The organism is Cohnella fermenti (assembly GCF_004801405.1).
Taxonomy (GTDB): domain Bacteria; phylum Bacillota; class Bacilli; order Paenibacillales; family Paenibacillaceae; genus Cohnella; species Cohnella fermenti.
In genome coordinates this window covers 264,715-290,227 of sequence record NZ_SSOB01000001.1, presented here as the reverse complement: position 1 = coordinate 290,227, position 25,513 = coordinate 264,715, and the positions used below count along the sequence as shown (strand labels likewise).

At 62.0% G+C, this 25,513-nt stretch carries 20 protein-coding genes; 8 read left to right on the top strand and 12 right to left on the bottom strand.

From position 1 onward, the window contains the following. Nucleotides 1-120: 120 nt before the first annotated feature. Nucleotides 121-1,533, top strand: a complete 1,413-nt coding sequence (locus E6C55_RS35035) for a ParB/RepB/Spo0J family partition protein (protein ID WP_136367918.1) — start codon at nucleotides 121-123, stop codon at nucleotides 1,531-1,533. 710 nt (nucleotides 1,534-2,243) lie between these two features. Here the strand turns inward: E6C55_RS35035 and E6C55_RS01060 are convergent. The 3 genes from E6C55_RS01060 to E6C55_RS01050 all read right to left on the bottom strand — a co-directional run bounded on the left by E6C55_RS01060 (nucleotide 2,244) and on the right by E6C55_RS01050 (nucleotide 3,900). Continuing rightward, nucleotides 2,244-2,537 (bottom strand): hypothetical protein, encoded by a 294-nt coding sequence (locus E6C55_RS01060; protein ID WP_136367917.1) that lies wholly within the window; start codon nucleotides 2,535-2,537, stop codon nucleotides 2,244-2,246. Between the two features lie 324 nt (nucleotides 2,538-2,861). Further along, the gene (locus tag E6C55_RS35155) at nucleotides 2,862-3,464 is read right to left on the bottom strand and encodes a thioredoxin family protein (RefSeq protein WP_330999581.1); all 603 of its coding nucleotides are present in this window, start codon (nucleotides 3,462-3,464) and stop codon (nucleotides 2,862-2,864) included. After that, nucleotides 3,442-3,900, bottom strand: a complete 459-nt coding sequence (locus tag E6C55_RS01050; protein ID WP_136367916.1) for a MerR family DNA-binding transcriptional regulator — start codon at nucleotides 3,898-3,900, stop codon at nucleotides 3,442-3,444. Before E6C55_RS01050 ends, E6C55_RS35155 begins: the two co-directional genes overlap by 23 nt. 187 nt (nucleotides 3,901-4,087) lie before the next feature. On the opposite strand from E6C55_RS01050, the gene E6C55_RS01045 reads away from it, so the two are divergent. Together E6C55_RS01045 and E6C55_RS01040 are read left to right on the top strand one after the other, a co-directional pair. Then, nucleotides 4,088-5,719 (top strand): SWIM zinc finger family protein, encoded by a 1,632-nt coding sequence (locus E6C55_RS01045; RefSeq protein ID WP_136367915.1) that lies wholly within the window; start codon nucleotides 4,088-4,090, stop codon nucleotides 5,717-5,719. Next, nucleotides 5,716-8,763, top strand: a complete 3,048-nt coding sequence (locus E6C55_RS01040) for a DEAD/DEAH box helicase (RefSeq protein WP_136367914.1) — start codon at nucleotides 5,716-5,718, stop codon at nucleotides 8,761-8,763. Before E6C55_RS01045 ends, E6C55_RS01040 begins: the two co-directional genes overlap by 4 nt. Before the next feature lie 868 nt (nucleotides 8,764-9,631). Here E6C55_RS01040 and E6C55_RS01035 read toward each other — a convergent pair. Next, nucleotides 9,632-10,999 carry a dipeptidase gene (locus E6C55_RS01035; RefSeq protein ID WP_136367913.1) on the bottom strand — a complete coding sequence of 456 codons (1,368 nt, stop codon included), beginning with the start codon at nucleotides 10,997-10,999 and terminating at the stop codon, nucleotides 9,632-9,634. A 142-nt stretch (nucleotides 11,000-11,141) separates the two neighbouring features. On the opposite strand from E6C55_RS01035, the gene E6C55_RS01030 reads away from it, so the two are divergent. The 4 genes from E6C55_RS01030 (at nucleotide 11,142) to E6C55_RS01015 (ending at nucleotide 13,862) form a co-directional block, all read left to right on the top strand. After that, nucleotides 11,142-11,468, top strand: coding sequence for a hypothetical protein (locus E6C55_RS01030; protein WP_136367912.1), 327 nt, complete (start codon nucleotides 11,142-11,144; stop codon nucleotides 11,466-11,468). A gap of 77 nt (nucleotides 11,469-11,545) precedes the next feature. After that, nucleotides 11,546-11,947, top strand: coding sequence for a collagen-like protein (locus tag E6C55_RS01025; protein ID WP_230986455.1), 402 nt, complete (start codon nucleotides 11,546-11,548; stop codon nucleotides 11,945-11,947). Nucleotides 11,948-12,156: 209 nt separating this feature from the next. Further along, complete coding sequence (locus tag E6C55_RS01020; RefSeq protein ID WP_136367911.1) at nucleotides 12,157-13,164, top strand: iron-hydroxamate ABC transporter substrate-binding protein; 1,008 nt, start codon at nucleotides 12,157-12,159, stop codon at nucleotides 13,162-13,164. Between the two features lie 209 nt (nucleotides 13,165-13,373). Then, a complete protein-coding gene (locus E6C55_RS01015; protein WP_136367910.1) occupies nucleotides 13,374-13,862 on the top strand; it encodes a hypothetical protein in 489 nt (162 codons plus the stop codon). Between the two features lie 906 nt (nucleotides 13,863-14,768). Here the strand turns inward: E6C55_RS01015 and E6C55_RS01010 are convergent. From E6C55_RS01010 to E6C55_RS00990, 5 genes are all read right to left on the bottom strand, one after another. Next, nucleotides 14,769-15,566 carry a DUF4367 domain-containing protein gene (locus E6C55_RS01010; protein WP_136367909.1) on the bottom strand — a complete coding sequence of 266 codons (798 nt, stop codon included), beginning with the start codon at nucleotides 15,564-15,566 and terminating at the stop codon, nucleotides 14,769-14,771. Then, complete coding sequence (locus tag E6C55_RS01005) at nucleotides 15,547-16,092, bottom strand: RNA polymerase sigma factor (protein WP_168735385.1); 546 nt, start codon at nucleotides 16,090-16,092, stop codon at nucleotides 15,547-15,549. Before E6C55_RS01005 ends, E6C55_RS01010 begins: the two co-directional genes overlap by 20 nt. A gap of 223 nt (nucleotides 16,093-16,315) precedes the next feature. Further along, nucleotides 16,316-16,690, bottom strand: a complete 375-nt coding sequence (locus E6C55_RS01000; RefSeq protein ID WP_136367907.1) for a hypothetical protein — start codon at nucleotides 16,688-16,690, stop codon at nucleotides 16,316-16,318. 151 nt (nucleotides 16,691-16,841) lie between these two features. Then, nucleotides 16,842-17,435 carry a glycerol-3-phosphate acyltransferase gene (locus E6C55_RS00995; RefSeq protein ID WP_136367906.1) on the bottom strand — a complete coding sequence of 198 codons (594 nt, stop codon included), beginning with the start codon at nucleotides 17,433-17,435 and terminating at the stop codon, nucleotides 16,842-16,844. Beyond that, nucleotides 17,432-18,532 (bottom strand): glycosyltransferase, encoded by a 1,101-nt coding sequence (locus E6C55_RS00990; protein ID WP_136367905.1) that lies wholly within the window; start codon nucleotides 18,530-18,532, stop codon nucleotides 17,432-17,434. The genes E6C55_RS00995 and E6C55_RS00990 overlap by 4 nt, the downstream gene beginning before the upstream one ends. Before the next feature lie 272 nt (nucleotides 18,533-18,804). On the opposite strand from E6C55_RS00990, the gene E6C55_RS00985 reads away from it, so the two are divergent. Continuing rightward, nucleotides 18,805-19,896, top strand: a complete 1,092-nt coding sequence (locus E6C55_RS00985) for a lipocalin family protein (protein ID WP_168735384.1) — start codon at nucleotides 18,805-18,807, stop codon at nucleotides 19,894-19,896. Here E6C55_RS00985 and E6C55_RS00980 read toward each other — a convergent pair. From E6C55_RS00980 to E6C55_RS00970, 3 genes are all read right to left on the bottom strand, one after another. Next, entirely contained in the window at nucleotides 19,893-20,276 is a 384-nt protein-coding gene (locus E6C55_RS00980) for a (deoxy)nucleoside triphosphate pyrophosphohydrolase (RefSeq protein WP_136367903.1), read from the bottom strand. The genes E6C55_RS00985 and E6C55_RS00980 overlap by 4 nt on opposite strands. A 529-nt stretch (nucleotides 20,277-20,805) precedes the next feature. Continuing rightward, nucleotides 20,806-24,054, bottom strand: a complete 3,249-nt coding sequence (locus E6C55_RS00975) for a golvesin C-terminal-like domain-containing protein (protein WP_136367902.1) — start codon at nucleotides 24,052-24,054, stop codon at nucleotides 20,806-20,808. A gap of 97 nt (nucleotides 24,055-24,151) precedes the next feature. Then, nucleotides 24,152-25,513: an FAD-dependent oxidoreductase gene (locus E6C55_RS00970; RefSeq protein ID WP_136367901.1), complete on the bottom strand. Its 1,362-nt coding sequence runs from the start codon at nucleotides 25,511-25,513 to the stop codon at nucleotides 24,152-24,154.

Below are 25,513 nucleotides of genomic sequence, written 5' to 3'. Positions count from 1 at the left end.
TCAAATCGTTCTATTGTTCCATATTGTGGGAGTTTGGCGACGATTAAGCGCGTTCATATTTCCACGTGTTAAAGTCTACGCTATAATTTATTTATATTGAGAATAGGAGATTGTTAACCGATGGACATCCATAACCTACGCATCGACCTGATCGACGAAGATACCGACCAGCCGCGTTATCAATTCGACGACGAGGCGCTGCAGGAACTGATGAACAGCATCGGGGAGCTCGGGCTGCTGTCGCCGATCAAGGTGCGCACCTTGCCGAACGGGCGCTACAAGATTATTTACGGGAATCGCCGCTACAAGGCGTGCTCGATGCTCGGCCTGCCGACGGTGCCCTGCATCGTCTCCGCCGTCACCGACGAGACGGAGATCTACCTGGAGCAGATCGCGGAGAACCTGACGCGCGAGGGCTTCTCGCCGATCGAGGAAGCCGAAGCCTTCCACAAAATGCTGAACGATTCAAGGTTCAGTTGTTCGACCAAGTTCCTCTCGGGCAAGCTCGGCAAGCCGGAGAACTACATCAAGAACAAGCTGGAGCTGCTGAAGTTCGGCAGCGCCGTCAAGAAGCTGATCGTCGCCGGCTCCGAGATCCGCAAGGACAGGCTGACCGAGGACCAGGTCCTGCCGCTGAAGGACCTGCCGATGGAGTACCGCGACACGCTTGCGCTCACGTTCGCGCGGGACGAGACTCCGGTTCCGGATATCAAGCGGATTGCGAAGCTTTTCAAGGATGAGAGCGTGTCGGACGGCCTGAAGGGCAAGCTGCTCTACAAGTCGGGCTACGAGCTGCTGGAGACGTGGTCGACGTTCGAGCACAACCGCAAGGAACGCGCGAAGCGGGAGAAGGAGCGCGCCGAGGCGGAGGAAGCGGCCCGGCTGGAAGCCGAGGAGCGGGCTCGGGCGGAGGCGGCGGCTCAGACGGGGAGTGCGGCTCAGGCGGGGAGTGCGGCAGGGCTCGGTGCGGCAGGTGGCGCGGGGCTCGGCTCGGGCGGGCTTGGTGCGGCGGCGAGTGGCGCGGGCGGGTTCGGGGCGGCGGGTGGCTCGGGGCTCGGGGCCGGGATGGCCGGCGGAGCTTACGGCGGGCCAGGCGCGGGCATTGCCAGCGGCTCGCTCGGCGGTGGCGGAGTTGGCGTTGGCGGCGGTGGAGTTGACGGCGGTGCTGGGAGCGGTGGCGGCTGGAATGCTGGGGCGGGCGGCGGTACTGGCGGGAACGGCGGAGTGGGCGGCGGGGCTGGAAGCGACGATGGTGCAGCGGAGGCAGCGGCGGGCGGCGGAATTGGAGCGGTCGCGACCAGACGCGGCGTCTCCCCGGTCGCCGTCGTCGAGCAAGAAATCGCCCGCCTGCTTGCGGCGATCCCGACCGCAGCCGCTCTCGAGGACGGCGCCGATCTGCCGGCCCTGGACAGCCTGCGGTACGATCAGCTCGCGAACCTCGGCGACGACGTCGACCGCCTGCTCGCCGAGTTCGAGCGGCAAGCCGCCGAGTGGCGCAGAATCCGCTCCGCAATCAACACGCGGCTGTCATAGCCTCCCTCGGCTCGCACAGCTTGTGGCTGCCGTGACGGGCCGCGCTGCGAAACTGCCGAGGCGTGAAACGGCGGGGCTGGCCGGGCGGAGTCGAATGGAGCCGAGCTAGTTAGTCATAGTGGGGCGCGAACAGCGGGCGACTGGCGGGGCAATCGCGAGTGGCGTCAGACTGGCCGGGCGGAGTCGAATGGAGTTGAGCTAGTTAGTCGTAGCGGGACGCGAACGGCGGGCGGCTAGCGTGGCAATCGCGAGTGGCGTCAGGCTGGCCGGGCGGAGTCGAATGGAGTCGAGCTAGTTAGTCGTAGCGGGACGCGAACGGCGGGCGGCTAGCGAGGCAATCGCGAGTGGCGTCAGACTGGCCGGACGGATTCGAATGGAGTCGAGCTAGCTAGTCATAGTGAGGCGCGAACAGCGGGCGACTGGCGGGGCAATCGCGAGTGGCGGCGGACTGTCCGGGCAGAGTCGAATGGAGTTGAGCTAGTTACTCGTAGCGTGGCGCGAACAGCGGGCGACTGGCGGGGCAATCGCGAGTGGCGCGGAATTGGTTGTAGCGGAAGGCGGACAACGCCAAGACGCGGGCAAAGGCTCAGCAGAGGGAATCTGCTGGGCCTTTGCTGTTGGCGCAGTTCAACGCGCGGCGAATGGCTGCCAGCACGGAAGGTACCTGCGACGGGATGCGAAAGGCTTGCGAGATGCGGCATAGATGACGCCTATCGCCTCGCGTGGCAATTACGACGCCGAGGTCCCCGTCTCCCTCGCGTCCCCTGGGATTGAATGCTGATTTTTTCAGCATTCAGCACGATGCAGCACCTCCGTGACACTTGAATGCTGATTTTTTCAGCATTCAGCCCGATGCAGACACCTTCGCGCCTCCTGAATGCTGATTTTTCAGCATTCAGCACGATGCAGCATCTCTGCGCCTCCTGAATGCTGATTTTTTCAGCATTCAGCTCGATGTAGCACCTTCGCGCCTCCTGAATGCTGATTTTTTCAGCATTCAGCACGATGCAGCACCTCCGTGACACTTGAATGCTGATTTTTTCAGCATTCAGCACGATGCAGCATCTCTGCGGCTCCTGAATGCTGATTTTTTCAGCATTCAGCTCTACTCAAGGCCCGCGAATGTCGGTTTCTCCGACATTTGGGAGCCCCTCCGCCCATACGACGTAGCGAATGTCGGTTTTTCCGACATTCGGGAGCGCAACGCGCCCATACGACGCGGCAAATGTCGGCTTTTCCGACATTCGGGAGCGAAACGCGCCCATACGACGTGGCGAATGTCGGTTTTTCCGACATTCGGAAGTCCCGCGCGCCCTGCAAGCTGGAGTCTACGCCCGGGCCAGTCGGTCGATGATCTCACGGTAAGCCTGCTTAGGGCGGAGGCCGACGAGCTTGTTCTCCGGCACACCGTCCCGGAAGAAAACAACGGTCGGCATGCTCATGACGCCGAAGCTCGACGCCAGGTCCGGCGACTCGTCGCAGTCGACCTTCGCGAACTTCACCGCGCCCCCGTACTCGTCGGACAGCTCATCCAGCAACGGCAGCAGCACGCGGCACGGCGGGCACCACACGGCCCCGAACTCCACGACCGCGACGTGGTGGGCGACGGGAGCAGCGGCGGCAACCGGAGTCCGAGCGTCACTCGCGAGGCCGGCATTCCCGGCGACTCTTCCGCTCGACTGGTTCGCCACTTTCGCCGCATCCACTTCGCTCACCTGGCTCACCACATTCGCCCCGTTCATCCCGGCCACCTTGTCCTCCCCGCTCACCACATCCGTCCCGTTCACCTGGCCCACCGCATTCGATCCATTCACCTGGCCCACCTTGTCCGCCTCGCTCACCACTTTCGCCACGCTCGCCTCGCCCACCTTGCTCGCCTCGCCCGTCAGCTTGCGCAAATCTTCCACTTCATTCAGCAGAGTTAATGCCATGAATGTTCCCCTCCTTCTGTTCCTCGCGCTGTTCCTCGCGCTGTTCCTCGCGCTGTTCCTCGCACCGTACCTCGAGCCGTTCCTCGCGAATGGACGCGATTCGATCGATCAGGTTGGAGCGGATGGCGCCGAGCTGGGCGATCTGCTCCTCGATCTCGGCCAGCTTCCGCTCGTAGACGGGCATCACCTCCGCGCAGAACGCTTCCTTGCTCTTCATCACGCAGTGAAGGAAGCCTGCGATCTGCTCGGTGCCGAGTCCGAGCGACAGGTACAGGCGGATCGTGTTCACCTGCTCGACCGCCAGCGCGTGGTACTCGCGGTACCCGCTGCCGACCTGGCGCGAAGCCGTGAGCAGCCCCTTCTCTTCGTAATAGCGAAGCGAACGAATGCTCACTCCCGTGGCCTTGGACAGTTCGCCGATTCTCGTATGCGTCACCCCTTCCTCTCCGACAGCCCTACTATACACCCTGACATCAATGGCAGAGTCAAGCGCTGTACCTCGCCTCTCTTCGCCGCCCTAACTTTTTCTGCTGAATGACGCGATTTTCCCACCTATCGGACTTCCTAGAATTCTGCCAATACGTGTTATAATAGGAACACCTTAAAACCAGGAGAAAGCACGAATGGACTCTTCTTACGATTACATGACCGAACAATTGTGGAACAGCATCGTCCAAGCGGCCGCGGAGCAGTACGACGATCTGGCGCTGAAGCGCGGCTTCCAATACTTCAAGCAAGGCAAAGTACAACGAGAATACGCTCCGGGAGAGGGCGCCCAGATCCGCGCGATCGTCCACGGCAACGAGGATTATTCCGTCGAGATCCGGCTCGATGCGCTGCACAAGAGCAGTTGCTCCTGTCCGGTGCCCGGCCCCTGCATGCACATGGCCGCGCTGCTTATCGACATCGCCGACCAGTACAACGCGCCGCTGCACGAGCTCGTGAACGCCCGGTCCATGATGAAGATGAAGAACCGGACCTCCGCCAAGCTGTCCCTCGTCCGCAAGAGCGAGGAGCAGCAGGCGATCGAGCAGGAGGCCCTGCGGATTCCGACGATGACCGTGCAGGAGTGGCAGAATTGGTTCCAGCGCGCGGTTCAGCCGTACGAGAGCATGCACCGCAATCCGCAGTATGCGTCCAGCAGCCTGAGCGCCGTTCTCGACCCGAAGCCCGCGCTGTCTCCCGTGACGGAGATGCTCTACCAGATGCATGCGCGGCTGTTCGTGCTCTCGAAGCTGATGAACCCTTACCGTTCGACCGATCACCACTTCGGCTCTTATCTACCTTATAACACAGATCTCGCGGCATCGGAATTGCAGAAGTCGATCATCGACTACTTCGACCATCCGCTTCCCCTGGACAAGGAGCCGGAGGAGTGGGAACGCGTGAAGCAGTCGCTCGACTGTCTTCGCATCGGAATGCTGAAGGAGAGGCCGAAGGATCGGCTCTGCTTCGGGCCGTGCTATTACGAGCTCTGGGCGAGCTGGATCAGCCCGCATCTGGACGATGACTTCTCCCTGCTTCGGGAGGAGCTCGAACTGCTTGCGCAGGCGCAGGACGACTTGGGCGAGACGCTCCAGCGCACCCCTTGGCTGCTCGCGCGGGCAAGGATGCACTTCTACCTCGGCGAAGACCGGGAGGCGTGGGTGCTGCTGCGGCAAGTGTCCGCCCTGGACGGTTACTTGACGTACGAGCTGCTTTATTACCCGGCCGAGCTGGAGCATCACGAGGAGTGGGAGCGGATGGTCGGCTGGCTGAAGGTCATCGGCCCCCTCCTCGGCAGCCGGACGCAGGGCGTCTTCGACAACTACTTCGGCTTCTGGGAGAGCGCCGCGAAGCAGCTCCCCGAGGCCGAGGAGCAGATGTGGGACATTCTGATCGGCATGCTGCCCGGCACGCGCCGGATGTACGAACAGAAGCTCATCGAGTATGGAAAATGGCAAGAGTGGATGGACTGTCAACTGAGCATGGGAAGCGATCCTCTTGAGTTCCGGGTGAGCGAGCTGCAGCCGATCGAGAAGGAAGCTCCGGAATTGCTGCTGCCCTTCTATCATCAAGCCATTGAGAGATATATTCTGCAGAAGAACCGCCACGGCTACAAGCAGGCGGTGAAGCTGCTCAAGCGCACCTCCAAGCTGTACAAGAGGCTGAAGCGCGAAGAACGCTGGGAGCTGTTCCTCGCCTCCTTCACGTTCCGGCACAGCCGCCTTCGCGCGCTGCAGGAGGAGCTCCGGAGAGGAAAACTGATTCCATGACCAAACTGATGGATACGATACAAGTCAATCTGATGCTGACCGAGTTCGGCGACGCCCTGCTGTTCGCTTCGAGCGACAGCTTCAGCCATGTGCCCGGCCTTGTGCTTAAGCATCGGTTGTTCGCCTGGCATGAGCCGTCGCTGTACGGAACCGAGCTGGCGGTCCAGACCGCCGGAGAGATCGAGATGGTGCTGCTTCCGGCCGAGGAGGTCATTCCGTTCTTCGCCGACCGCAGCCAGGCCGCGAAGCACATCTCCTGGGCGTGGGAGGAGCGCGCGGCGGATCTGATCGAGCTGGCGCCGCTGCTCGCGGAGTGCCTGGAGCGGAAGAAGTTCGCCCCGAGCCTGAAGGCGTTCGGGGGCGGCAAGCTCGAGTGGATCTGGGACGAATCCGCGCTCGAGCTCGAAGAGCAAGCGCTGCTTGCGGATCGGCTTCTCGACCCGGAGTTCCTCAAGGGGATCGTTGCGGTTTTCTCCGCGGCGGTTAACCGGCGGCACTACGGAACGGAAGCGGAAGAAGCCGATCTGCGCCGGGAGTTCCCCGCGCTGTTCGCCGCGAACCGCGCCGCCTCCGCCCAGGGAATGGACTCGGAGGCGTGGCTGCTCTCCATCGGCTGGCGAGCCGACTCGGCTCCGTTCCGCCCCGCGCTCCAGCTCATCGAGCCGTGGGAAGGCAAGACCGCGTGGCGCCTGCGGTTCGTGCTGCAGGATAAGCAGCAGACGGCCTCCGTCTTCCGCGCCAAGCTGGCGGAGACGGGAGAAGCGCTCGGCTCCTGGCCCGAGGCGTGGACGCCGTTCGTCCGCGAGCGCTCGGCCGGCTGGCTCGAGCGCCTGCGGGCGACGCTGCCGCTGCCGCGGGTGTCGGCGCGCGGCGACGACGTGCTGGCCGCCCCGCTCGACGACAAGGCGGCCTGGCAGTTCCTGACGGCCGACAGCAAGAAGCTGCTCGAGGCCGGTTGGGTTGTGCTGCTGCCGGCGTGGTGGGAAGCCGCCAGCCGGAAGAAGCCGCGTCTGCGCGCGCAGGTTCGCGAGCGCGGCGAAGGCAAGCGCGCCGGCCGCTCGCTGTTCGGCCTCGACGCCATCATCGACTTCGACTGGCGCGTGTCGATCGGCGATACCGAGCTGAGCGAGGCCGAGTTCAAGGAGCTCGTCGCCAGAGGCGAGCGGCTTGTCCGCTTCCGCGACCGCTGGGTGCCGCTCGACCCGGCGCTGCTCGCCCAGATCAGCCGCGCGATGGAAGGCATGGACCGCTCGGAGGGGCTGAGCTTCCAGGACGTGCTGCAGCTTCATCTGCTGTCGCAGGAGGCGGCGCAGGACGGCGCGGCGGGAGAAGCGGGCAGCGGGAACGGCGGCGCGGATGGCGGTGCGGCCGAAGAGAGGGCCTTGCGGCTGGAGCTGGAGGTCGTGCTGAACGAGCAATTGCTCGGCCTGTTCCGGCAGCTTACCCAGCAGGCGGAATGGCCGAAGCTGGCGCCGCCGGCCGGCCTCCGCGCCGAGCTTCGCGGCTACCAGCGCGACGGCTTCTCCTGGCTCGTCTTCCTCGGCGGCTTCGGCCTCGGCTGCTGCCTGGCCGACGACATGGGCCTCGGGAAGACGGTGCAGCTCATCTCCTACCTGCTCTGGCGGAAGGAGAATGCGGAAGCGGCCGCGGGGACGTCGCTCATCGTCTGCCCGACGTCCGTCCTCGGCAACTGGCAGAAGGAGATCGGCAAGTTCGCCCCGTCGCTTCGCGTCATGCTGCACTACGGCGGCCGAAGGCTGACCGGCGAGGAGTTCGTCGCAGAGGCTTCCGAGGCCGACGTCGTGCTCACGTCCTTCGCGACGGCGGCGCTCGACCAGGAACTGCTCTCCGGCTTCGGCTGGTCGGCCGTCTGCCTCGACGAGGCGCAGAACATCAAGAACGCGCAGACGAAGCAATCCGCCGCCGTCCGCAGCTTCCCGGCGAAGCACCGGATCGCGCTGACCGGCACGCCGATCGAGAATCGGCTGTCCGAGCTCTGGTCGATTTACGACTATATGAACCCCGGCTTCTTGGGAACGGCCCGGGGGTTCCAGGAGCGGTTCGCCACCCCGATCGAGAAGGACCGGGACCCGAAGCGGACAACCGACCTGCAGAAGCTGGTCAAGCCCTTCATGCTGCGACGCAAGAAGAAGGACCCGGCCATCCAGCTCGACCTGCCGGAGAAGAACGAGATGAAGAGCTACGTCAACCTGACCGCCGAGCAGAGCGCGTTGTACGAGCAGACCGTGAACGAGCTGATGGAACGGATGAAGCAGCTCGAGGGAATCGAACGCAAGGGCGCGATCCTGTCGGCGCTCACCCGCTTGAAGCAGTTGTGCGACCATCCGGCGCTGCTGCTGAAGGAGAATCTGCCGGTTCTGGAGACGGCAGGCGTCGCCGGTTCCGGCAGCGGACCGGGCGCCGGCTCCCCTTCCGAACCGAACGATCCCGCCTCTGCCTCCGCCGAACCGCCGCTGGATGTCGAGCTGCTCGCCTCCCGCTCCTCCAAGCTGGAGCGTCTGCTGGCGATGGTCCGGGAGATTCGGGATTTGGAGGAGCGCTGTATTATTTTCACCCAGTATATCGGGATGGGCGAGATGCTGCGGAGGGTGCTCTCGCAGGAGCTTGGGGAGCCGGTGCTGTACCTGAACGGCAGCACCTCGAAGACCGCGCGGGACCGGATGATCGACCGCTTCCAATCGCGGGAGCTGCCTCCGGAGGAGCAGCCGAACGTGTTCATCCTCTCGCTCAAGGCGGGCGGCGTCGGCCTCAACCTGACCGCGGCGAACCACGTGTTCCACTTCGACCGTTGGTGGAACCCCGCCGTCGAGAACCAGGCGACCGACCGCGCCTACCGCATGGGCCAGACGCGCGACGTGCAGGTGCACAAGTTCATCGCCCTCGGCACGCTCGAGGAGCGGATCGACGAGATGCTCGAGAGCAAGCAGCAGCTCAGCGACAACGTCATCTCCGCGTCCGAGGGATGGATTACGGAGCTGTCCACGGAGGAGCTGAAGGACCTGTTTACTCTCAGGAGGAGCTAAGCGGCGGTTCGTGCGATCAAGCGGACAGCGCGGAATCGGGTCGTGTGCTGGAGATCAGACGTGTGCAGGAGATCCGGCGTAGGCAGGAGAACAGGCCGTGTCCCGGAGCGGGCACGGCCTGTTCGTACGTTCCGCCCCCGCTGCGAAGTCGTGCGGTTGCGTGCGCCTGGAGTAACTTCGAGTACCGCCGCAGACCTATCTCCTGGCGCCCCTCCCCCACTTGCGTGCCTTGTTCACCATGTTTGACGCTGTTTTATGTGATTTTTCACATTCGCCTCTGTGGTTTGGCCGCCTTCTGACGGGTTTTATGTGATTTTTCACATTTATGGCTCCCCTCCGACACTCCGAAGGGCGATTTTATATCATTTTTCACATTAATTGCCCATTTCGAGGCGCTCAAGAGAAATTTTATATCATTTTTCACATATATTCATGCTCGCGTTCGCGTTTGCGGCTCCTCCCCCACGCCTGCTCCAACGCACAGACCCGGCGAAGGAAGAGGCAGAGGCAGCGCCAATGTTGTGATCCCACCGAACGCTATCTCCCCTGCCTGCCGGACTGCCGGACGCTTATGCCTCTTCTCCCCCCGGCTCAGGAACCTCCCTCTGCGCTCCCTCTACGGATCATTCGGATGCTGAGCCTTTGTGCGCCAACCTCTTTTTACAGAATCCAGGATAAATCGCCGTACCCCAACCGCAGCCGGGTGTTCCCTCGATGTCAGCAAATATAAGTTGCCTGTTCTGAGCGAACGGGAGAAGAGGCTTAATGCCGGCGGAGAGGATAGGGCCTGGGCCTGGGCTTGGGCTTGGGCTCCGGTCCCCATCCCCCGGCCGATCGACCGTTTCTCCTGAGCGCGCGCTTCCTTCGCTTACGCCTGCGCCGCCTTGTGCAGATACTTCACGAGGGTCAGCAGTCCCTTGTCGAAGTTGTCCAGGTTCAGATGCTCGTCCGGAGCATGCAGGTTCTCGTCCGGCAAGCCGAAGCCCATCATGACGACGGGAGCCTTCAGCACGTTCGAGAACGTGGCGACGACCGGAATCGAGCCGCCATCCTTCGTAAATACCGCGCGAGCGCCGTACACTTCCTCATAAGCGTCCGCGGCCAGTTGCAGCATCGCATCGGACGGGTCGCAGGTGAACGCGAAAGCCCGCTCGCCCGGAACGATGCTCACCTTCGCCCCCTTCTGGATATTCGCCTTAAGGTGCCGCTCCACCCGGTCCAGCGTCTTCTGCGGGTCCTGGCTGCCGACGAGCCGACAGGTGATTTTCGCATGGGCCTCCTTCGGGATGACCGTCTTCGTGCCTTCGCCCTGGAACCCTCCCCATACGCCGTTCAGCTCCAGCGTCGGTCTTGCCCCCGTGCGCTCGGTGAACGAGAAGCCTTCTTCTCCGTACAGCGAATCCAGGCCGAGATCGGCCGCCAGCTTCCGCTCGTCCGGATTGTAGCTGGCCAGATCCGCCTTCTCCAGCTCCGATAGCACCGGCACGCCTTCGTAGAAGCCCTCGACCGTCACGCGCCCCTTCTCGTCGTGAAGGGAATCGAGCAGCGAGACGAGCGCGTGCAGCGCATTCGGCACCGCCCCGCCGTAGAGCCCGGAGTGAAGATCGGTCTTCGCCGTGGACACCGTCACCTCCAGCGAGCACAGACCGCGCAGCCCCGTACAGATCGACGGCTTGCCCGGCTCAAGCAGCGACGAGTCCGAGATGACGACCGCGTCCGCCGCCAGCTTCTCCTTGTTCGCCTTCAGGAACTCCGGCAGGCTCTCCCCCGAGATCTCCTCTTCCCCTTCGATGCAGAACTTGACGTTGACCGGCAGCTCTCCCTCCTCGCGGAGAATCGCTTCGACCGCCTTCACGTGCAGGAACAGTTGTCCCTTGTCGTCCGTCGCTCCGCGGGCATACAGCTTGCCGTCCCGAATGGCCGGCTCGAACGGAGGCGTCGTCCACAGATTGAGCGGATCGACCGGCTGCACGTCATAATGGCCGTAGATCAGAACCGTCGGCTTGCCGGGTGCCCGCAGGCGCTCCGCGTACACGATCGGATGTCCCTTCGTCTCGTGAACCTCCACCTTGTCCATGCCGGCGCGCGTCAGCGCATCCGCCAGCCAGCCCGCCGCCGCCTGAATGTCCTGCTTATGTTCGGACAGAGCCGAGATGCTCGGAATAGCCAGCCATTCCTTCAATTCCTTCAAGTGCTCATCCCGGTTGCCTTGGAAGTACGCCTCGTAATTGCTCATGGAACTTGCCCCTTTCCGCTTGCTGATTCTTCCTCCGATTTTACCACTGTTGCGCATTCGATGCGACAAGCCCGGCGGGCACCTCCGGATAGGCATTCGCATACACTGATTCCGATTCCGAATAACGAACGGAGGTCTCCCCATGAACCCATATGTCGTCAAGCGCGCGGAGCCGCAAGTGATCTATAAGCCCGACCCCGCGCTGGTCCAGCATCTGAAGGCTGTCCAGGATCATGTCCATGCCGTGTGCGCACCGCATACGCATAAGCTTGTGAAGGTAGAGATGATGGACGGGGACGTGTTCGAGGGCCGCATCGTCCATTGCGACAAGGGAGTTCTGTATCTGCACCTGTCGACGGACGCGGGGGAACGCGGTTTTTTCCCGGGGCCGACTCCCTTCCCCAACCCTTACAGCAACTTCGTGCTGCCGCTTGTGCTGTTCAACCTGTTGACCATCTCCCTGCTGTAGAAAAAAAAGGTTGCCAACGAAGTCGCCGACAGAGACGAGAACCCATCCGTACAGATGCTCACAAGGAGTGACGATTCATGGTGTTTACGCCGCCATTCGGGCCTTCCGGCCCGCAGATTCCTGCACCGCCTTCAACGCCGCCATTCGGCGGAGGAGGAGGGGGAACGTCTCCGTTCGGAGGCGGAGGAGGAACGCCGCCCCCGCCATTCGGCGGTGGAGGCTCCCAGCAGCCTCCGACTGCTCCGCCGCCGCTGGCCCCGCCGCCGAAGCCGCTTGCCTCCGCGCTGGCGATCGACCCCGGCGCAATCGTCGGCTGCTTGTTCCGCAACACCTATATCTGGCCGGACTTCGGCCCGGGCTTCTGGTTCTACCCGATCTTCGTCGGGCGAACCTCCGTCGCCGGCTTCCGCTGGACCGGGCGGAACTGGATATTCTCGGGGTTCGACCTCGGCCGGATCTCCTCGTTCAGTTGCTTCTAATCGGAAGGGCTCCCCCTGCCGCCTTGCGCGGTGGGCGGGGCCCTTCTTCGTGTCATGCGTCCTCTCCGTCAGGGAACGAATTTGAACAAAAAAGAACAATCCGAAGCAAACGGTTGAAAACGATAATGATAATTGTTATCATATACACCGTCCAATCATGAACGCGAACACGCTTTTTATCACACATAGAACAAGGGGGAAACTACACAATGAAACAACAGAAATCGAAGAAAATCGCACTCGCAGCGGTCGGAATCCTTGCCATCTCCACAATCCTCGGCGCCTGCGGCAACGACAATAACAACAACGCCGCTTCCTCGCCGTCGGCGAGCGCTCCGGCAGCTTCCACTTCCGCCGCTCCTTCCGCTTCGGCTCCGGCTGCGGCGGCCGACCGCACGGTAACGGACGGACTCGGTCACGAAGTGACGGTTCCGGCCAACCCGCAGCGCGTTATCGCTTCTTATCTCGAGGACAACCTCGTCGCGCTGGGCGTCACTCCGGTAGCGCAATGGTCCGTCTCGAACGGTATTCAAGATTACCTGCAAGGCAGCCTCAAGGACGTGCCGACGATCTCGTACGACCTGCCTTACGAAGAAGTCGCAAGCTTCACTCCCGACCTGATCATCGTCGGTTCCGCCACGACGGTCGAAGGCGACAAGTACGACTCCTACAGCAAGATCGCCCCGACTTATGTCGTAGGCGACGAAGCGAACAACAACTGGAGAGATTCGCTCCTGGCCGTCGGCAAGGTTCTCGGCAAGGATGCGGAAGCCCAGAAGGCGCTTGACGATTACGACGCCAAGGCGAAGGACGCGAAGGAGAAGCTCCAGGCAGCGGTCGGCGGACAATCCGCCGCAGCGCTCTGGCTCGTCGGCAAGAGCTTCTTCCTGGTGGGCCAGGACCTGTCCGCAGGCGCGGTCCTGTACGGCGACCTCGGCTTGACGCCTCCGTCCCTCGTGGCAGAGCTCTCTTCCTCGGCGGCGAGCTGGAATGCCGTCTCGCTTGAGAAGCTGGCGACGCTGGACGCCGACCATCTGTTCCTGATCAACAGCGACGGCGAAGCCAGCGAAGAGCTGAAGAGCGCCATCTGGCAGAACCTCCCGGCCGTAAAGAACGGCCACGTGTACGAATTCGCCGCGAACACGAGCTGGCTCTACTCCGGCCCGATCGCCAACGGCCAGATCATCGACAACGTGCTCGACAGCCTCGCGAAGTAAGAGCACCATCCTTGGAAGAGCCGGAACCGCGCGCATCGCGGCTCCGGCTCTTTTGGTCCAATCGCAGCTCCAATCCGATAGAATCCTCGCAAATCCGCCCAAATTTGCTCCCGATCGACTTTTCTCACTTTTTTCCTACATTTTCTGCAACCTGAGCCCTACTTAAGTAGTTATATAGGTGAAGCAACTATATTATAAGGAGGATTCCTATGTCCGCTTCCCTTCCCAAGCTCCGTCCCACGCTCCGCTCGCTGCTTCTGGTCTGCCTCACCGCCATTATTGCCTTCGCCCTGACGTCGCCCTCCGCGCGCGCCGAGACAGGTGCGCTAACGTCGCCGCCCCCGCCATTGATTGTGCCGTATACGACCTATTCGGGCTACACGTATCTCTTGTATTCCGATGCGTCTATCGCCTACAACAGCAATCTTACGGTCACGATATCGGCCACAACCCAGACGAAGTCCAGCGTCTCGGAGGTCGGCGCCATCTACCAATTGCAGCGCTGGACAGGCACGGAATGGATCGATGTCGGTTCCTCCCTCTCGGCCAGCTCGACGAATTCTTCTTTGTACTCGGGAACCAAGACGCTGACGACCTCTTCCGGCTACTACTACCGCGGAAAGCTGACCCACTACGCGAAGCAAGGAACGGTAACCGAATCCGCAATCGCCTACACAAGCTCCGTACTCTCCACCTGATCCAAGCGGTTTAAGAACAACCGTCAGGGAAGCCCACCCTGACGGTTGTTACTTTCTTACTCGCTTACTCGCTTACTTGCTTACTTACTCGCTGTTTCTCCGTCTCGCTTTCTCTCTGTTTCTCTGTTTCCCCGTCTCCCCGGCTCCCTCTCAATCTCTCGATCGCTCAATCTTCCGCACGCTGCTCCCCTCATAATCTCCCCCAACCTGCTGTTCGCTCCCTGGGCCGTTTGCTTTTACGATTTTATGTGGTTTTTCACATTCGTCGGCGCGGATTGGAGGCAATCGAGACGTTTTATGTGATTTTTAGCATATATCCAGCACCTCGGCCCGGAATTTTCTCTATGTATGCTATTTTTCACATATAATTGGCCAAAGTGCCCGTTATCTAGCTGTACCAATGTGAAATTTCACATAAATTCCAGACTTCGAACGGATTCGGACGGATTCGGCGACTTCGGCAACCTCGGAGCTTTAGCAACTGAAAGCAACTGCGGCAACTGTAGAGTCGCTGCGGTAACTGTAGATTCGCTGCGGTAACTGTAGATTCGCTGCGGTAACTGTAAGAGGTAAATGTGGTAACTGTAGAGTGACTGCGGTGACTGTAGAGTGACTGCGGTGACTGTAGAGTGATTGTGGTAACTGTAGAGTGACTGCGGTAACTGTAGAGTGACTGCGGTAACTGTAGAGTGACTGCGGTAACTGTAGAGTGGCTGCGGTGACTGCGACGACTTCGGTGACTGAGGCAACTTCTCCACATTCTGTAACTTCAATCTTTATCGACGGCCCCCAGCTCTCTTGGATAGGCTCGAATGGCACGCCGCGCGCGGCGCAGCCAAAAAAACCGCTCCCGGCCGAAGACTTCACGTCCCGTCCGGAGAGCGGCTGTCGCTTGGATTCTCCCACTTATCCGATCCCGTTCGCCAGGGCGATGAGCGCTTCGCGCTCCAAGTGCCCCACGATCGACACTCTCCACTTCCCGCTTATCCAATCAAGCGTGGAATAACCGTCAGCAGGAAGGAACAGGTAGGCTTCCTCCCCCTTGATGACGACCTTCTCCAGCGTTCCGCTCGACGTGTCGTACGCCATGCCTCCCCCTTCCTTCTCCACGAGCTTGTGGATATGAATGGTCAGCTCCTTCCCGTCCGAAGATTCGTATTGGCCAATAACCGTCCCCAAGCGGCCGCTTCCCGATTCATAAATGGCGGTGACCCGAATCCTCTTGTAGCCGGCTGGAATTGCCGAGTCGGCCGGGGCCAGCCAGTCATGCAGCTTCCGGACCTCCTCCCAGGAAGTGAACTGATCCTGCCTGTCGGAGGCTCCTACTTCCGTTCCGTCTGCAACAGCTCCTTCTTCTCTCGCCGGAGCTGCCGTCTCGAACTCCGGAGGAGGAGCCGTCTTCGCCCCGTCGCTGTTCCCGGCCGTGCCGAAGATGACGTTCACGATCCCTTCCGGGAACTGCTTGACCTTCTGGAAGAACGGGTCGAACGCCTCCGACGCCTTCGGAGCCCCGAACGCGAAGGCTCCGAGCGCGAACGAGCAGGCGATCAGAGGCAGGCTGCGAAGCCTGCGGCGCCGCTTGCTCTTCCGGTGAAGAAGCTGCTCCGTCTTCTCCCATAACCGGTCGGGGGAGGGAGCCGCAGTATGCTTCTTGACCGCCTCGTCGAATGCCGCGTCGAACAGCTTATCGAATTCGTCTTGCATCCTCCCGCTCCCCCCATAATTTAATGAATCTCTTCCGCACGGCTTCCCTCGCCCTGTGCAGCTTGTACTTGATCGATTCCTCGCTCGTCTCGAGGATGTCGGCCATCTCCTTGTAGCTGAGCTCCTGCTGCCATCTCAGCTCGATGAGCGCCCGGTACTCCGGCTTCAATTGCTGCAGGCATTGTCCGATCGTCTCGGACATCAGCTTCGTCGCAACCTCCGCTTCGATCGATTCCGTCCCGCTGGCGAGGAGCTCGTCCTGAACGAAGATGCTGTCGTCGGCGATCTCCTCCCGGAGCCTCCGATTCTTCTTCAAGTACGTATAGACCCGATTCTTGACGACGGTGCGAATCCATCCCTTCAGCTTGGCCTCATCGTCGATAACCGGCATGCGCCTCAGAATGTGCAGGAAGCTCTCTTGAATCAGATCCTCCGTCGTTGCGTGATCCTTCACCATATAGTAAATAATTCCATATACCAATCCGTAATACTCTCTGAAGATCTCCCTCTGAGCAGATGATGTCATCCCCTCGAAATCGCCTGCCATAAGGAGCTTAAGTGGACTCGACATATCCTCTGGCTGCTCCCTTCCGCCCGTCCGCCGTTCCCGTTGATCATGCTTGCTTTTCTAGATTATACATGATCTTATTGTCGAATGTTGGGAAAATTTATCGTAAGCGGACAGGAGGTCAGGCCTGCATATTGGGACAATTGAAGGATAAAAACAGACTTGTTTATCACAGTAATATTCAGGAATTTATAGCGTTATATTCCCCTTTAAGCTTCTCGATAACAGAGACCGCCGCCAACCTCGTAATCTCGGGGTCCGCCTCCGTCCCCGCCTTCTGGACAATCGTCACGATATAGTTGCGGAAGCTGTAGATGCCCAGATCCACATTCGTCGCGAACGGAGAAGAGGACCTGCTCCCCGTATTGGGAGAGTTCCAGCACAGCTCCTCCTCCCCCAGATCGAAATCGCTGTAGGAGATCCGGATATGCAATTCGATGGACAGGTCGACGCTTCTGTAGACAAGCGTTCGTTGGGTGGGCCCGCTTACGTCCTCGATCTTGAACGGGAACCCCTTGACCGTGTGTCCGCCAGTCGGCGCCAAGAGTCGCCCCATGCTCCCCTGCTTCCTGTCCCGTGCCGCACCATGCTTAAATTCCGCATAATTCCTCTCCATCGGCATGCCTCTGCTCCTTGTCGATCGGTCTACCTAGTTAACATCGATTCGGGGCGTTAGGTTGCACTTTATTTTTTTCTTTTTCCTTCCGTCAGGACAGCCAGCCTGCCAGTTCCCTTCGATGAGCGAACAGCAGCAGTGCAAGATTGCCGAGCCAGATCCACAGAATGGTCGCTTCATAAGATCCCCGGAACAGAAAAATAACGAGGAGAACCATGCCGATCACGACCTGGAGGGCGTTCACCTCGGAGGTCATCGGGCGGCCTCGATGCATCCAGCGGAACAGCAGCCACAGCAGCGCCAGAATGACCGCGTAGGCCAAGGAGGCGGAGAAAGCCGTGAGCGCACTCCACACCCCGAACGTCACCGCAATCCCTTTGCCCCCCTTGCCGCCGAGGAACGGAGAGAAGCAATGGCCGACGATCGGTGCCAAGGCGACCAGGAACAGCTTGAAGCCGGAGATCGACGTCGTCTGCTGCAGCAGAAGCACGGGGAGATACCCCTTGAGGAAGTCGAGCGCGACGCCGGCCAGTCCGTAGGCATACCCCGCCGAGCCCCATAGGTTCGCGGCGCCCGGGTTGCCGTCCCCTACCCGTCTGAGATTAACGTTCGCGAGCAAGCCGAGCCAATAAGAGAACATGAGGGACCCGGCCAGAAAGGCGATCAGTACCCACACAATGATCATCGTTGCCGCCTGCCTCCTATCTCGATGTTTCTTCCCTTCCAAGCAACATTGCCGACGAAGAGCACCCGGAACAAGGAATACAGCATGATGAACAAGAAGAAGGCCGAGCTGAGCAGATGAACCAGAGGAACCATCCAGCCGAAGCGGCCGGTATAGCGGACGAAGTAGAAAATTTGCAGCGTGTACAACGCATAGCCGACCCCGAGCGCCCAGGACCAGGAGAAGGCCGGAAGGAAGGGAGCCGCCTCCGCCGCAAGCAAGCCAATCAGCCAGACGGCCGTCAGGACGGTTGTCTGCGGCTTCAGCAGCGCCGTGCTCAGAACCGCCCCCTTCCCCCAGCCTTGAATCGCGCTGCGAATGCCTCCGGGATACATCCGGAACGAGACGAGACCGGCGCCGATGAAGTTGGAGACACGAACTCCCGCTTGCTTGAACCGGCCTCCCAGCGTCAAGTCGTCGAGCAACTCCGACCGCACCGCTTCGTGCCCCTTCGCCTTCTCGTAATCGGCTCGCGTGGCCAGGATGCAGGAGCCGTACAGCCCTTGCCTCGCGTTGCGGTTCTCGAACGGCGAGGTGAACGCGAAGATTCCGAGGATGTTGATCAGCAGCGCCAGCCTCTCGTAGCCTCGCTCCGTCTCGTGGAACGGCACGACCGACAGCGCGCCGCCCCTCGTTGCCTGAGCTGCGAGCAGCGAATGAATCGCATCGGGAGCCAGCCGAACGTCGGCATCGAGGAACAGAAGGACGTCTCCCGTCGCTTGCCGGTAGCCGTTCCAGACGGCCCAGTTTTTGCCCGTCCAGCCCGCGGGCAGCGGCGGGGGACTGACGACCGTCGCTCCATAGCTCTCGGCGATGGCCCGTGTTCTGTCTTCGGAGAAGTCGTCGATTACGATAATCTCGTACGGTTGGAGCGTCTGCCGCTTAAGCGAAGAGAGCAGATAAGGAAGATTGCCTTCCTCGTTCCTCGCCGGAATGAGGACGGACAGCTTGGGGACGGATGCCCCGGGGAGAGGCGATGAAGGAGCGGGAACGGTATTCCGACGGAACAGGACCATACCCGACGCGCAGGTCAGGATAAGCAGGATCATTAGCACCATGAACGATCGCCTCCCGAATGCTACATTGTATTCTAAAGAGACTGCGATTATTGTTACAAAATGCGAGACCAAGCTGTCCAGCCTTGGAGAGGATTGTCCGAACGGGACGAAGCGGCGCCAGTTCGGCGAGGGCTCGGCGGTTCGGCGGCAACCCAGCGATTCGGCGAGGGCTCGGCGGTTCGATGGCGACTTCCCCCTTATGACCGCAATCCGTTCACCCCTCCGCACGCGCCTACATACTGTGGATGTAGCTTCGAATGGGAGGAACGCCGATGCCTCGCCTGCCTGCTTCGATCTCCTTGCCGGAGGATGCCTCCGGCCATCCCTTCTCGAACGTGGAGTGGTGGTACGCTTATGCCTTGCTGACCGGAAGCCGCGGCCGCCGCTATGCGGTCATGGCTTCCTTCTTCCGAGTGGGGGAGCTGCTCCTCCCCAAGGGCCATTACGCGATCCATTCGTTCATCGATCTGGACCGCGGGCGCTCCGAACCCCACTCGCTTCTCGACCGAATGCTCGCCTACCAGATGGCGACCGTCTATCTTCCGGTCTACCTGACGGCGAATCCGCTCGACGGCCACACGTGGGGACTATACAAGCAGCTTCTTGGCGCTTCCGTGCCCGCTCCCCATCGGCTTCTGCCGGGCGGCGCCTCCGTGGCCGGGAAGCCTACCCGCATCGTCTACGGCGAGAACAGCCTCTCGTTCGAGGACGACGCCAGCGCCCGCCTGCGGCTGGAACTCGCTTCGGAGACTGCCAGGCTGCGGCTGCGCTTCGAGCCGGCGAAGCCGGTCGCTCTTATCGACGAGGTCGGGAAGGTTAACGGCCTGAAGTATTACTCCGCCACCCGCAACGAAGTCGCGGGCGAGCTGTACCGCGAAGGCCGCTTCGAGACCGTCCGCGGGGAAGGCTGGTTCGACCACCAATGGGGCCGCCATTACGGCCTGCTGCGCGGAGAAGGCTGGGACTGGTTCGGCCTGCAGCTTCGCGGCGGCCGGGAGCTGCTGATCAGCCGCCTTCGCCCGGCGAATCCGCGCGAGAAGCCGTACTCCGTCGCCAAGCTGATCCGACCGGACGGCTCCGTCGCGACGACGGAGCGGGTTACGCTGCGCCCGGAACGCGTCTGGAGCGGCGAATGGACGAAGGCGGAATACCCGGTCGAATGGTCCATCGAGCTGCCGGAATTCGCCGTCTCCCTTCGCGTCTCCCCGCTGACGAACCGTCAGGAGATGCCGATCCTCGGCCCGCTGCAGGCGATCTGGGAAGGAGCCTGCGCCGCAAGCGGAACCGCGCGCACCTTCGCGGGAAAAACCGAAGCCGTAGAAGGCTTCGGCTTCATGGAACTGGTCGGCTATGCCCGCGCCTAGCCGCCCGCCAGCCTGCGGACGAACGGAATGTCCGCGGGCGCCCAGGCGAGCGCCGCCAGCTCGTCCGGCCGCGCCCAACGATAATCGTCGTGGTCCGCCAGCCGGATCGGCCCCGGCCTCCACGTCGCCCGCCACGCGATCAGACGGATCGCGACGCTGCCGTACTCGTGCTCGTTCTCGCCGAACGGCTCGTACGGAGCGATGTCGATCCCCATCTCTTCCTTCAGCTCGCGCACGAGGCAGTCTGCCGGCGACTCCCCAGGCTCGAGCTTGCCGCCGGGGAATTCCCACAGGCCCGCCTGCGACTTGCCTTCCTTGCGCCTGGCGACAAGCACCCGCCCCTCGCCGTCCTCGATAATCGCTGCCGCTACTGCCAGCATAAACGTTCTCTCCTCTATGACTCTATGCATGACTCTATGCGGGTCCATATCCGAGAGGCATCTGAGCTGCTCTTCGATGAGTTTGCCCGCTCCCCCCATTGTATACGATAAATCGAACTTATTCTTCCAATTCGCACATATCCGCCTTAAGAAAAACCGGCAGACGCCCCCTGTCCGATTCGAATCCCTCTCTCCTCCGCCCGTTCGCCCCTTGATCCGACGCCCCCATACGATTTTATGTGTTTTTTCACATTCGTCGGCTGGGAGTAGGGGGCAATTGCGGCGTTTTATGCGATTTATAGCATACATCCGGCCAACTCCGACCATCCCCCCCTCTATTTATGCTATTTTTCACATAGAATCGCCCAAACTGCCTGCCATCGAGCCTTTCCAATGTGGTTTCTCACATAAAATTCGACAGCGATTCGAACATCCCTCAATTCGATCGCCAGAATGTCCACTTCTCCATAAAACGAGAGAAAACCTGCGGCAGCGGCAGGTTTTCTCTTCGAATATGAGGGGGGAAGGCTCAGCCGACAGGAACGAACTTCACCGCGTCGGCGACGACATAGCCGTCGGGAGTTGCCAAGGCATCGTTGCGAATCGTTACGCTGCCGCTTGTTCCCGCCTGGAACGCATACGTGCCAAGCAGGTTCCAGACGCCCCCGTTCGACCGCTGGTCGACCGGGACCGTGCTTGTCGCGCCGCTATAAGCGATGTCGACCTGCACCGCATCCTCCCGGTTGAAGTGCTCCGGCCACATCATGTACACCTCGTACGTTCCCGATATCGGCAGCTCGGGCGTGAATGTGACGCTCTTCGTCCCCTTGCCCGTATTGGCGTCGTGCAGGTAGTTCGCGCCGTAACGGTCGGTCTGCGTGCTCGCCGTCGTCCACGTCCCGATCTTCGTCACGCCGGACGAGTCGGCGTTGTCGACGATGATCGGATCGGGCAGCCGCTCGAACTTGACTGCGTCGGCCACGACGTACCCGTCCGGAGAAGCCAGCGCGTCGTTGCGAATCGTCACGCTGCCGCCGGTGCCGGCCTGGAAGTAGTACGTCCCGAGCGCGTTCCAGACGCCTCCGTTCGAGCGCTGGTCGACGGCCGTCGTGCTCGTCGTCCCGTCATGGGCGATGTCGACCTGCACCGCGTCCTCGCGGTTCGCGTGCTGCGGCCACATCATCGATACCCGGTAATAGCCGGAGGAAGGCAAGGTCGGCGTGAACACGACGCTCTTCGTTCCCTTGCCCGTATTGGCGTCGTGCAGGTAGTTCGCGCCGTAACGGTCGGTCTGCGTGCTCGCCGTCGTCCAGGCGCCGACCTTCGTCACGCCGGTCGAATCGGCGTTATCGACGATGACCGAGACGAGCTCGGGCTCCTCCGGATCTTCCGGATCGGGATCGCCGCCGCCCGGGTCGGTTCCGAGCGCGAAGCTGGCCTGGAACGACTTGCCCTTCGCCCCGTTCACGTTCACCGCGAACTTGATCGTCGGGCTGAGCTGGGTGACGGTAATGCCGGGATCGGCCGTATAGGAGCTTGCGGAGCGGGCCAGCTCGATCTGGATCGTGCCCGTATTCGCCTGCGTCGGATCGGAGACGGACACGGCAAGGCTCGTATCCGGCGTCTCGCGGGTCATGACGGAAGCCTTCTTATTGGAAGTGATAAGATCGACGGTCTGCGAGGAGTCCGTCCAGAAGTTCGCGCCGATCACGTCCAGCGTCGTCTCCTTGACCGCCTGGACGGCGCTCGTGTTGGCGAGGACGGTCGTCTCGGGACTGGAGGCGTAATCGCCGGTTGCCGCCGCGGTTGCATTCGGCAGCACGGTATACGCGTAAGAGGAGGCGGTCGGAGCCGGTCCGTGATCGATCCATACCGTCTGGTAGTTGCGGGTAATGCTCGTCGACGGTGTCACGCTGCGGTTGTTGATCTGCTTCCAGTTGCCGGTGCGCGCCTCGCGCAGCGTCTGCAGCGTCGCCCCGTCCGGGAAGTAGTAGCCGATGTCGGAGCCGCTCGCCGCGTTGCCGCTCAGATGCAGCGAGTGAACGTTCGTCAGCGATTGGCTCGTGCCGAGGGAGGTCGCCTGGGCAATTCCGTCGATCGCCCAGGCGTTGTCGCCCGCCGCATTCAGCTTGCGATTCTCGACGATCGTCTCCACGGGCGAAGCCTCCGTGCTTGCGATGCCCGCGCCGAGAGCGACGATCTCGTCGTCGAACAGGAACCAGGATTTGTGTCCCGTCAGGTTGTAGGAGGCGTAGGAGAGATCCATGCCAGTCGCTCCGTACATCCCGCCCAGAACGGAGCCGCCCGCCCAGCTCGTCGTCCCCGTCTGCGCGGCGTTCGCCGTCTGGGAGACGACAGTCGTGCCCGGCAGCCGATAGGCGTCCACGGTCGGCCAATAGTCCTCGCTGTACTGCGCCAGGTCCGCGTTGTATAGGTAGGTCGCTCCCGCTCCCGTGTACCAGCCCTTGCCGTTCTCGCTGTTGATCGCCTCGAAGCTGTTCGTTCGGGTTGAGAACATCGCGATGCCGAAGGCGAAGCCGGGACGAAGCAGCAGCGAGCGGTCCATCCCGGCGAATTGCTGAACCTTGTTCAGCGGTGCGGGCGGCGAGATCGCGGAATCCGCGACGATCCCCTTGGCCAGGGCGATCATCTCCGGAGTCGCGTCCGAGTAGAAGCTGCTGAACGTGTCGTCCTGAATCCAGCCCTTGACCATGCTCTTGAAGGCGGAGGCGTGAGGCTCCGGCGCGAACTGCGAGAGCCGAACGATCGCGGCGATGACGCTGTGCCCGATCGCGTGATCCTGGGCGTAATTGCGGGAGATCTCCCGGCCCCGCGTCATGTCCATCATCGCTCCCTTGTAGAGAAGCGGCTGGAACGAATCGTACACCCACTGCCAGACGTGGGACTGATTCGAGTCGGTCACCTGTGCGGACGAGCCGGCCAGCAGATACATCAGGTCGGACGTCATCTGCAGCAGGGAGAGGCCGTATCCGCCGTTGTAGGCGATCTTGCTGTGCTGGATAAAAGAGCCGTCGGCATAGAACCCGTCTCCGCTCGTCACGTAAGGGAAGATGCCTGCGCCGGACAAGCCGTCGCGGGCCGCGGCCGCCTTCGTCGAATCCTTCACGAGGACGGCGCGCACGCCGATCACGACCGCTTGCCACGCCCGGTTCGCTCCGGACAGGTTGACGGCCGGGGTGAAGTAGTCGACCGTGTCCATATAGGCCGCACGCTGGGTTGCCGAGAGGTCGTCGTACAACAGGACGACGATATCGTTCAGGCTGAGCGGAATGCCGATCTGCCAATGCCACCAATTGTAGGCCGACCGGGCGATCGACGAGTTGTAGCTGTTCGCGCCGAGCCAGTCGAGCGCATCGATAATGTCCTGCTTCAGCGTCGCATTGCCGTAGAGCGAGGAGCCGACCGTCGTCGCGGCGAGCGCCATCGTGCGGAGCCGGCTGTATACCTCGTTCACCTGATCCGAGGTCTTCGTCGCCCGCAGCGCGTACCAGATATACGTGCGGGTCGCCGACAGGTCCATCGTGCTCCAGTAGGACTGGGCTTCCGTCGCCAATGCCGCCGTGCGGGCCGCGATATCCGGATCGGTTGTGCTGAGGCCGGAGCCTCCGGTGAGCATCGTGCTCCACTTGTCCCTCATCGTGTCGAACTCGTCGGTGGCGAAGGCGCGCTTCGGGGCGACGCCTCCCCAGAACGTCAACAGGATGGCGGCGACCAGAACGGCCGCAATCGCTCTTGGCAGCTTGCCGGAATGCTTCATCGCTTCATTGTTCCCCTTCCATTATAAAGTTGCGTGCTTGCCATGCTGTTTGCTCCCCCTTCCCGTCCGCCCGCTCGCATCCCCACCTCCTCTCCGGCTACACCAACAGAGCCCCCTCCGCCCGAAGCGCCTCCTGCAGCAGCCGAACATCCAGCTCGCCCGGCGCAAGCCCCTGCTCCGCGGCCAGAGCCGCCGCCGCTCCGGCCGCCTGGCCGGTTGCCATGCAGCTCGGCGTCAGCCGCGTCGTGGCAAGCGCCTCGTGGCTCGTCGAGATGCAGCGGCCGCCGACCAGCAGATTGTTCACCCGCTGCGGCAGCAGGCAACGGTACGGAATGTCGTACGCGCCGTCGCCCTTCACCCAGGAGGCGGCCACTCCCTTGCCGGACGGATCATGGATGTCGATCGGATAACCGCTGCGGGCGATCACGTCGTCGAAGCGTCGCCCCTCCACGACATCCGCCGCCTCCAGCGTGTACCGGCCGACGATGCGGCGCGTCTCGCGAATGCCGATCTGCGCGCCGACCTGCGAGAGCGACGCCCGCTCGAAGCCCGGCAGCTCCCGGATCATGAAGTCCGCGACCTGCTGCGCCTGCTTGCGGCCCAGATGCTCCGCCTCCGTCAGATCCTCGACGTCCGTGCCGTCGAGCCCCTGCACCCTTGTCGTGTTGACGAGCACCTCGTCCGGCTCCGGCCCGGTGAAGAACAGCACCTGGTCGCGGTTGATCGGAAGCTGCGCGGCATTCCACTGCTTGAAGAAGCCCATGACCCCGCTCAGCGGCAGACTCTCCAGCTCGTCGATCGGCGTCTTGCGATAGAATTCGTCCGGGTTGTCCAGCATGTATTGCTTGACCTTCGCCAGGTCGACGCCGCGCATCCGGAACTTCATCGTCATCGGCTGCGTGCGCCCGTCCTCGTCCCGTCCCTGGAGGGTCGGCGCGCCGGACAGGTACGCGAGATCCGCGTCGCCCGACGTGTCGACGAACACCTTCCCCCGGACCTCCAGCCTGCCGGACTTCGACGTCAGCCGGACCGCCGCAATGCGGTCCCCTTCCATGGCGACGCTATCCACGAAGCTGTGGGCGATCAGCTTGACCCCGGCCTCGTGCAGCATATCGACCGCCAGCGTCTTGTATACTTCGGGATGGTAAGGGGTGATCGTGTTGACGAACCCGACCGTGTCCCGGACATGGCCCGGCGAAGCCCCGATCGCTTGCAGCCTGCGCACGAGCTCGTCCGCGATGCCTCCGATCACCTGCTTGCCCTCCACCGTGTGGAACGTCATCCACGGGTACACAAGTGCGGCCGTCGACATGCCGCCGACGAAGCCGTACCTCTCGATCAGCACCGTCCGCGCGCCAAGGCGCCCTGCCGCAATCGCCGCGTTGATGCCCGCCGGGCCTCCGCCCACAACAACCACGTCCGCCTCAATCGGCTGTTTTGCCTTTTCTCGTTGCGTCAT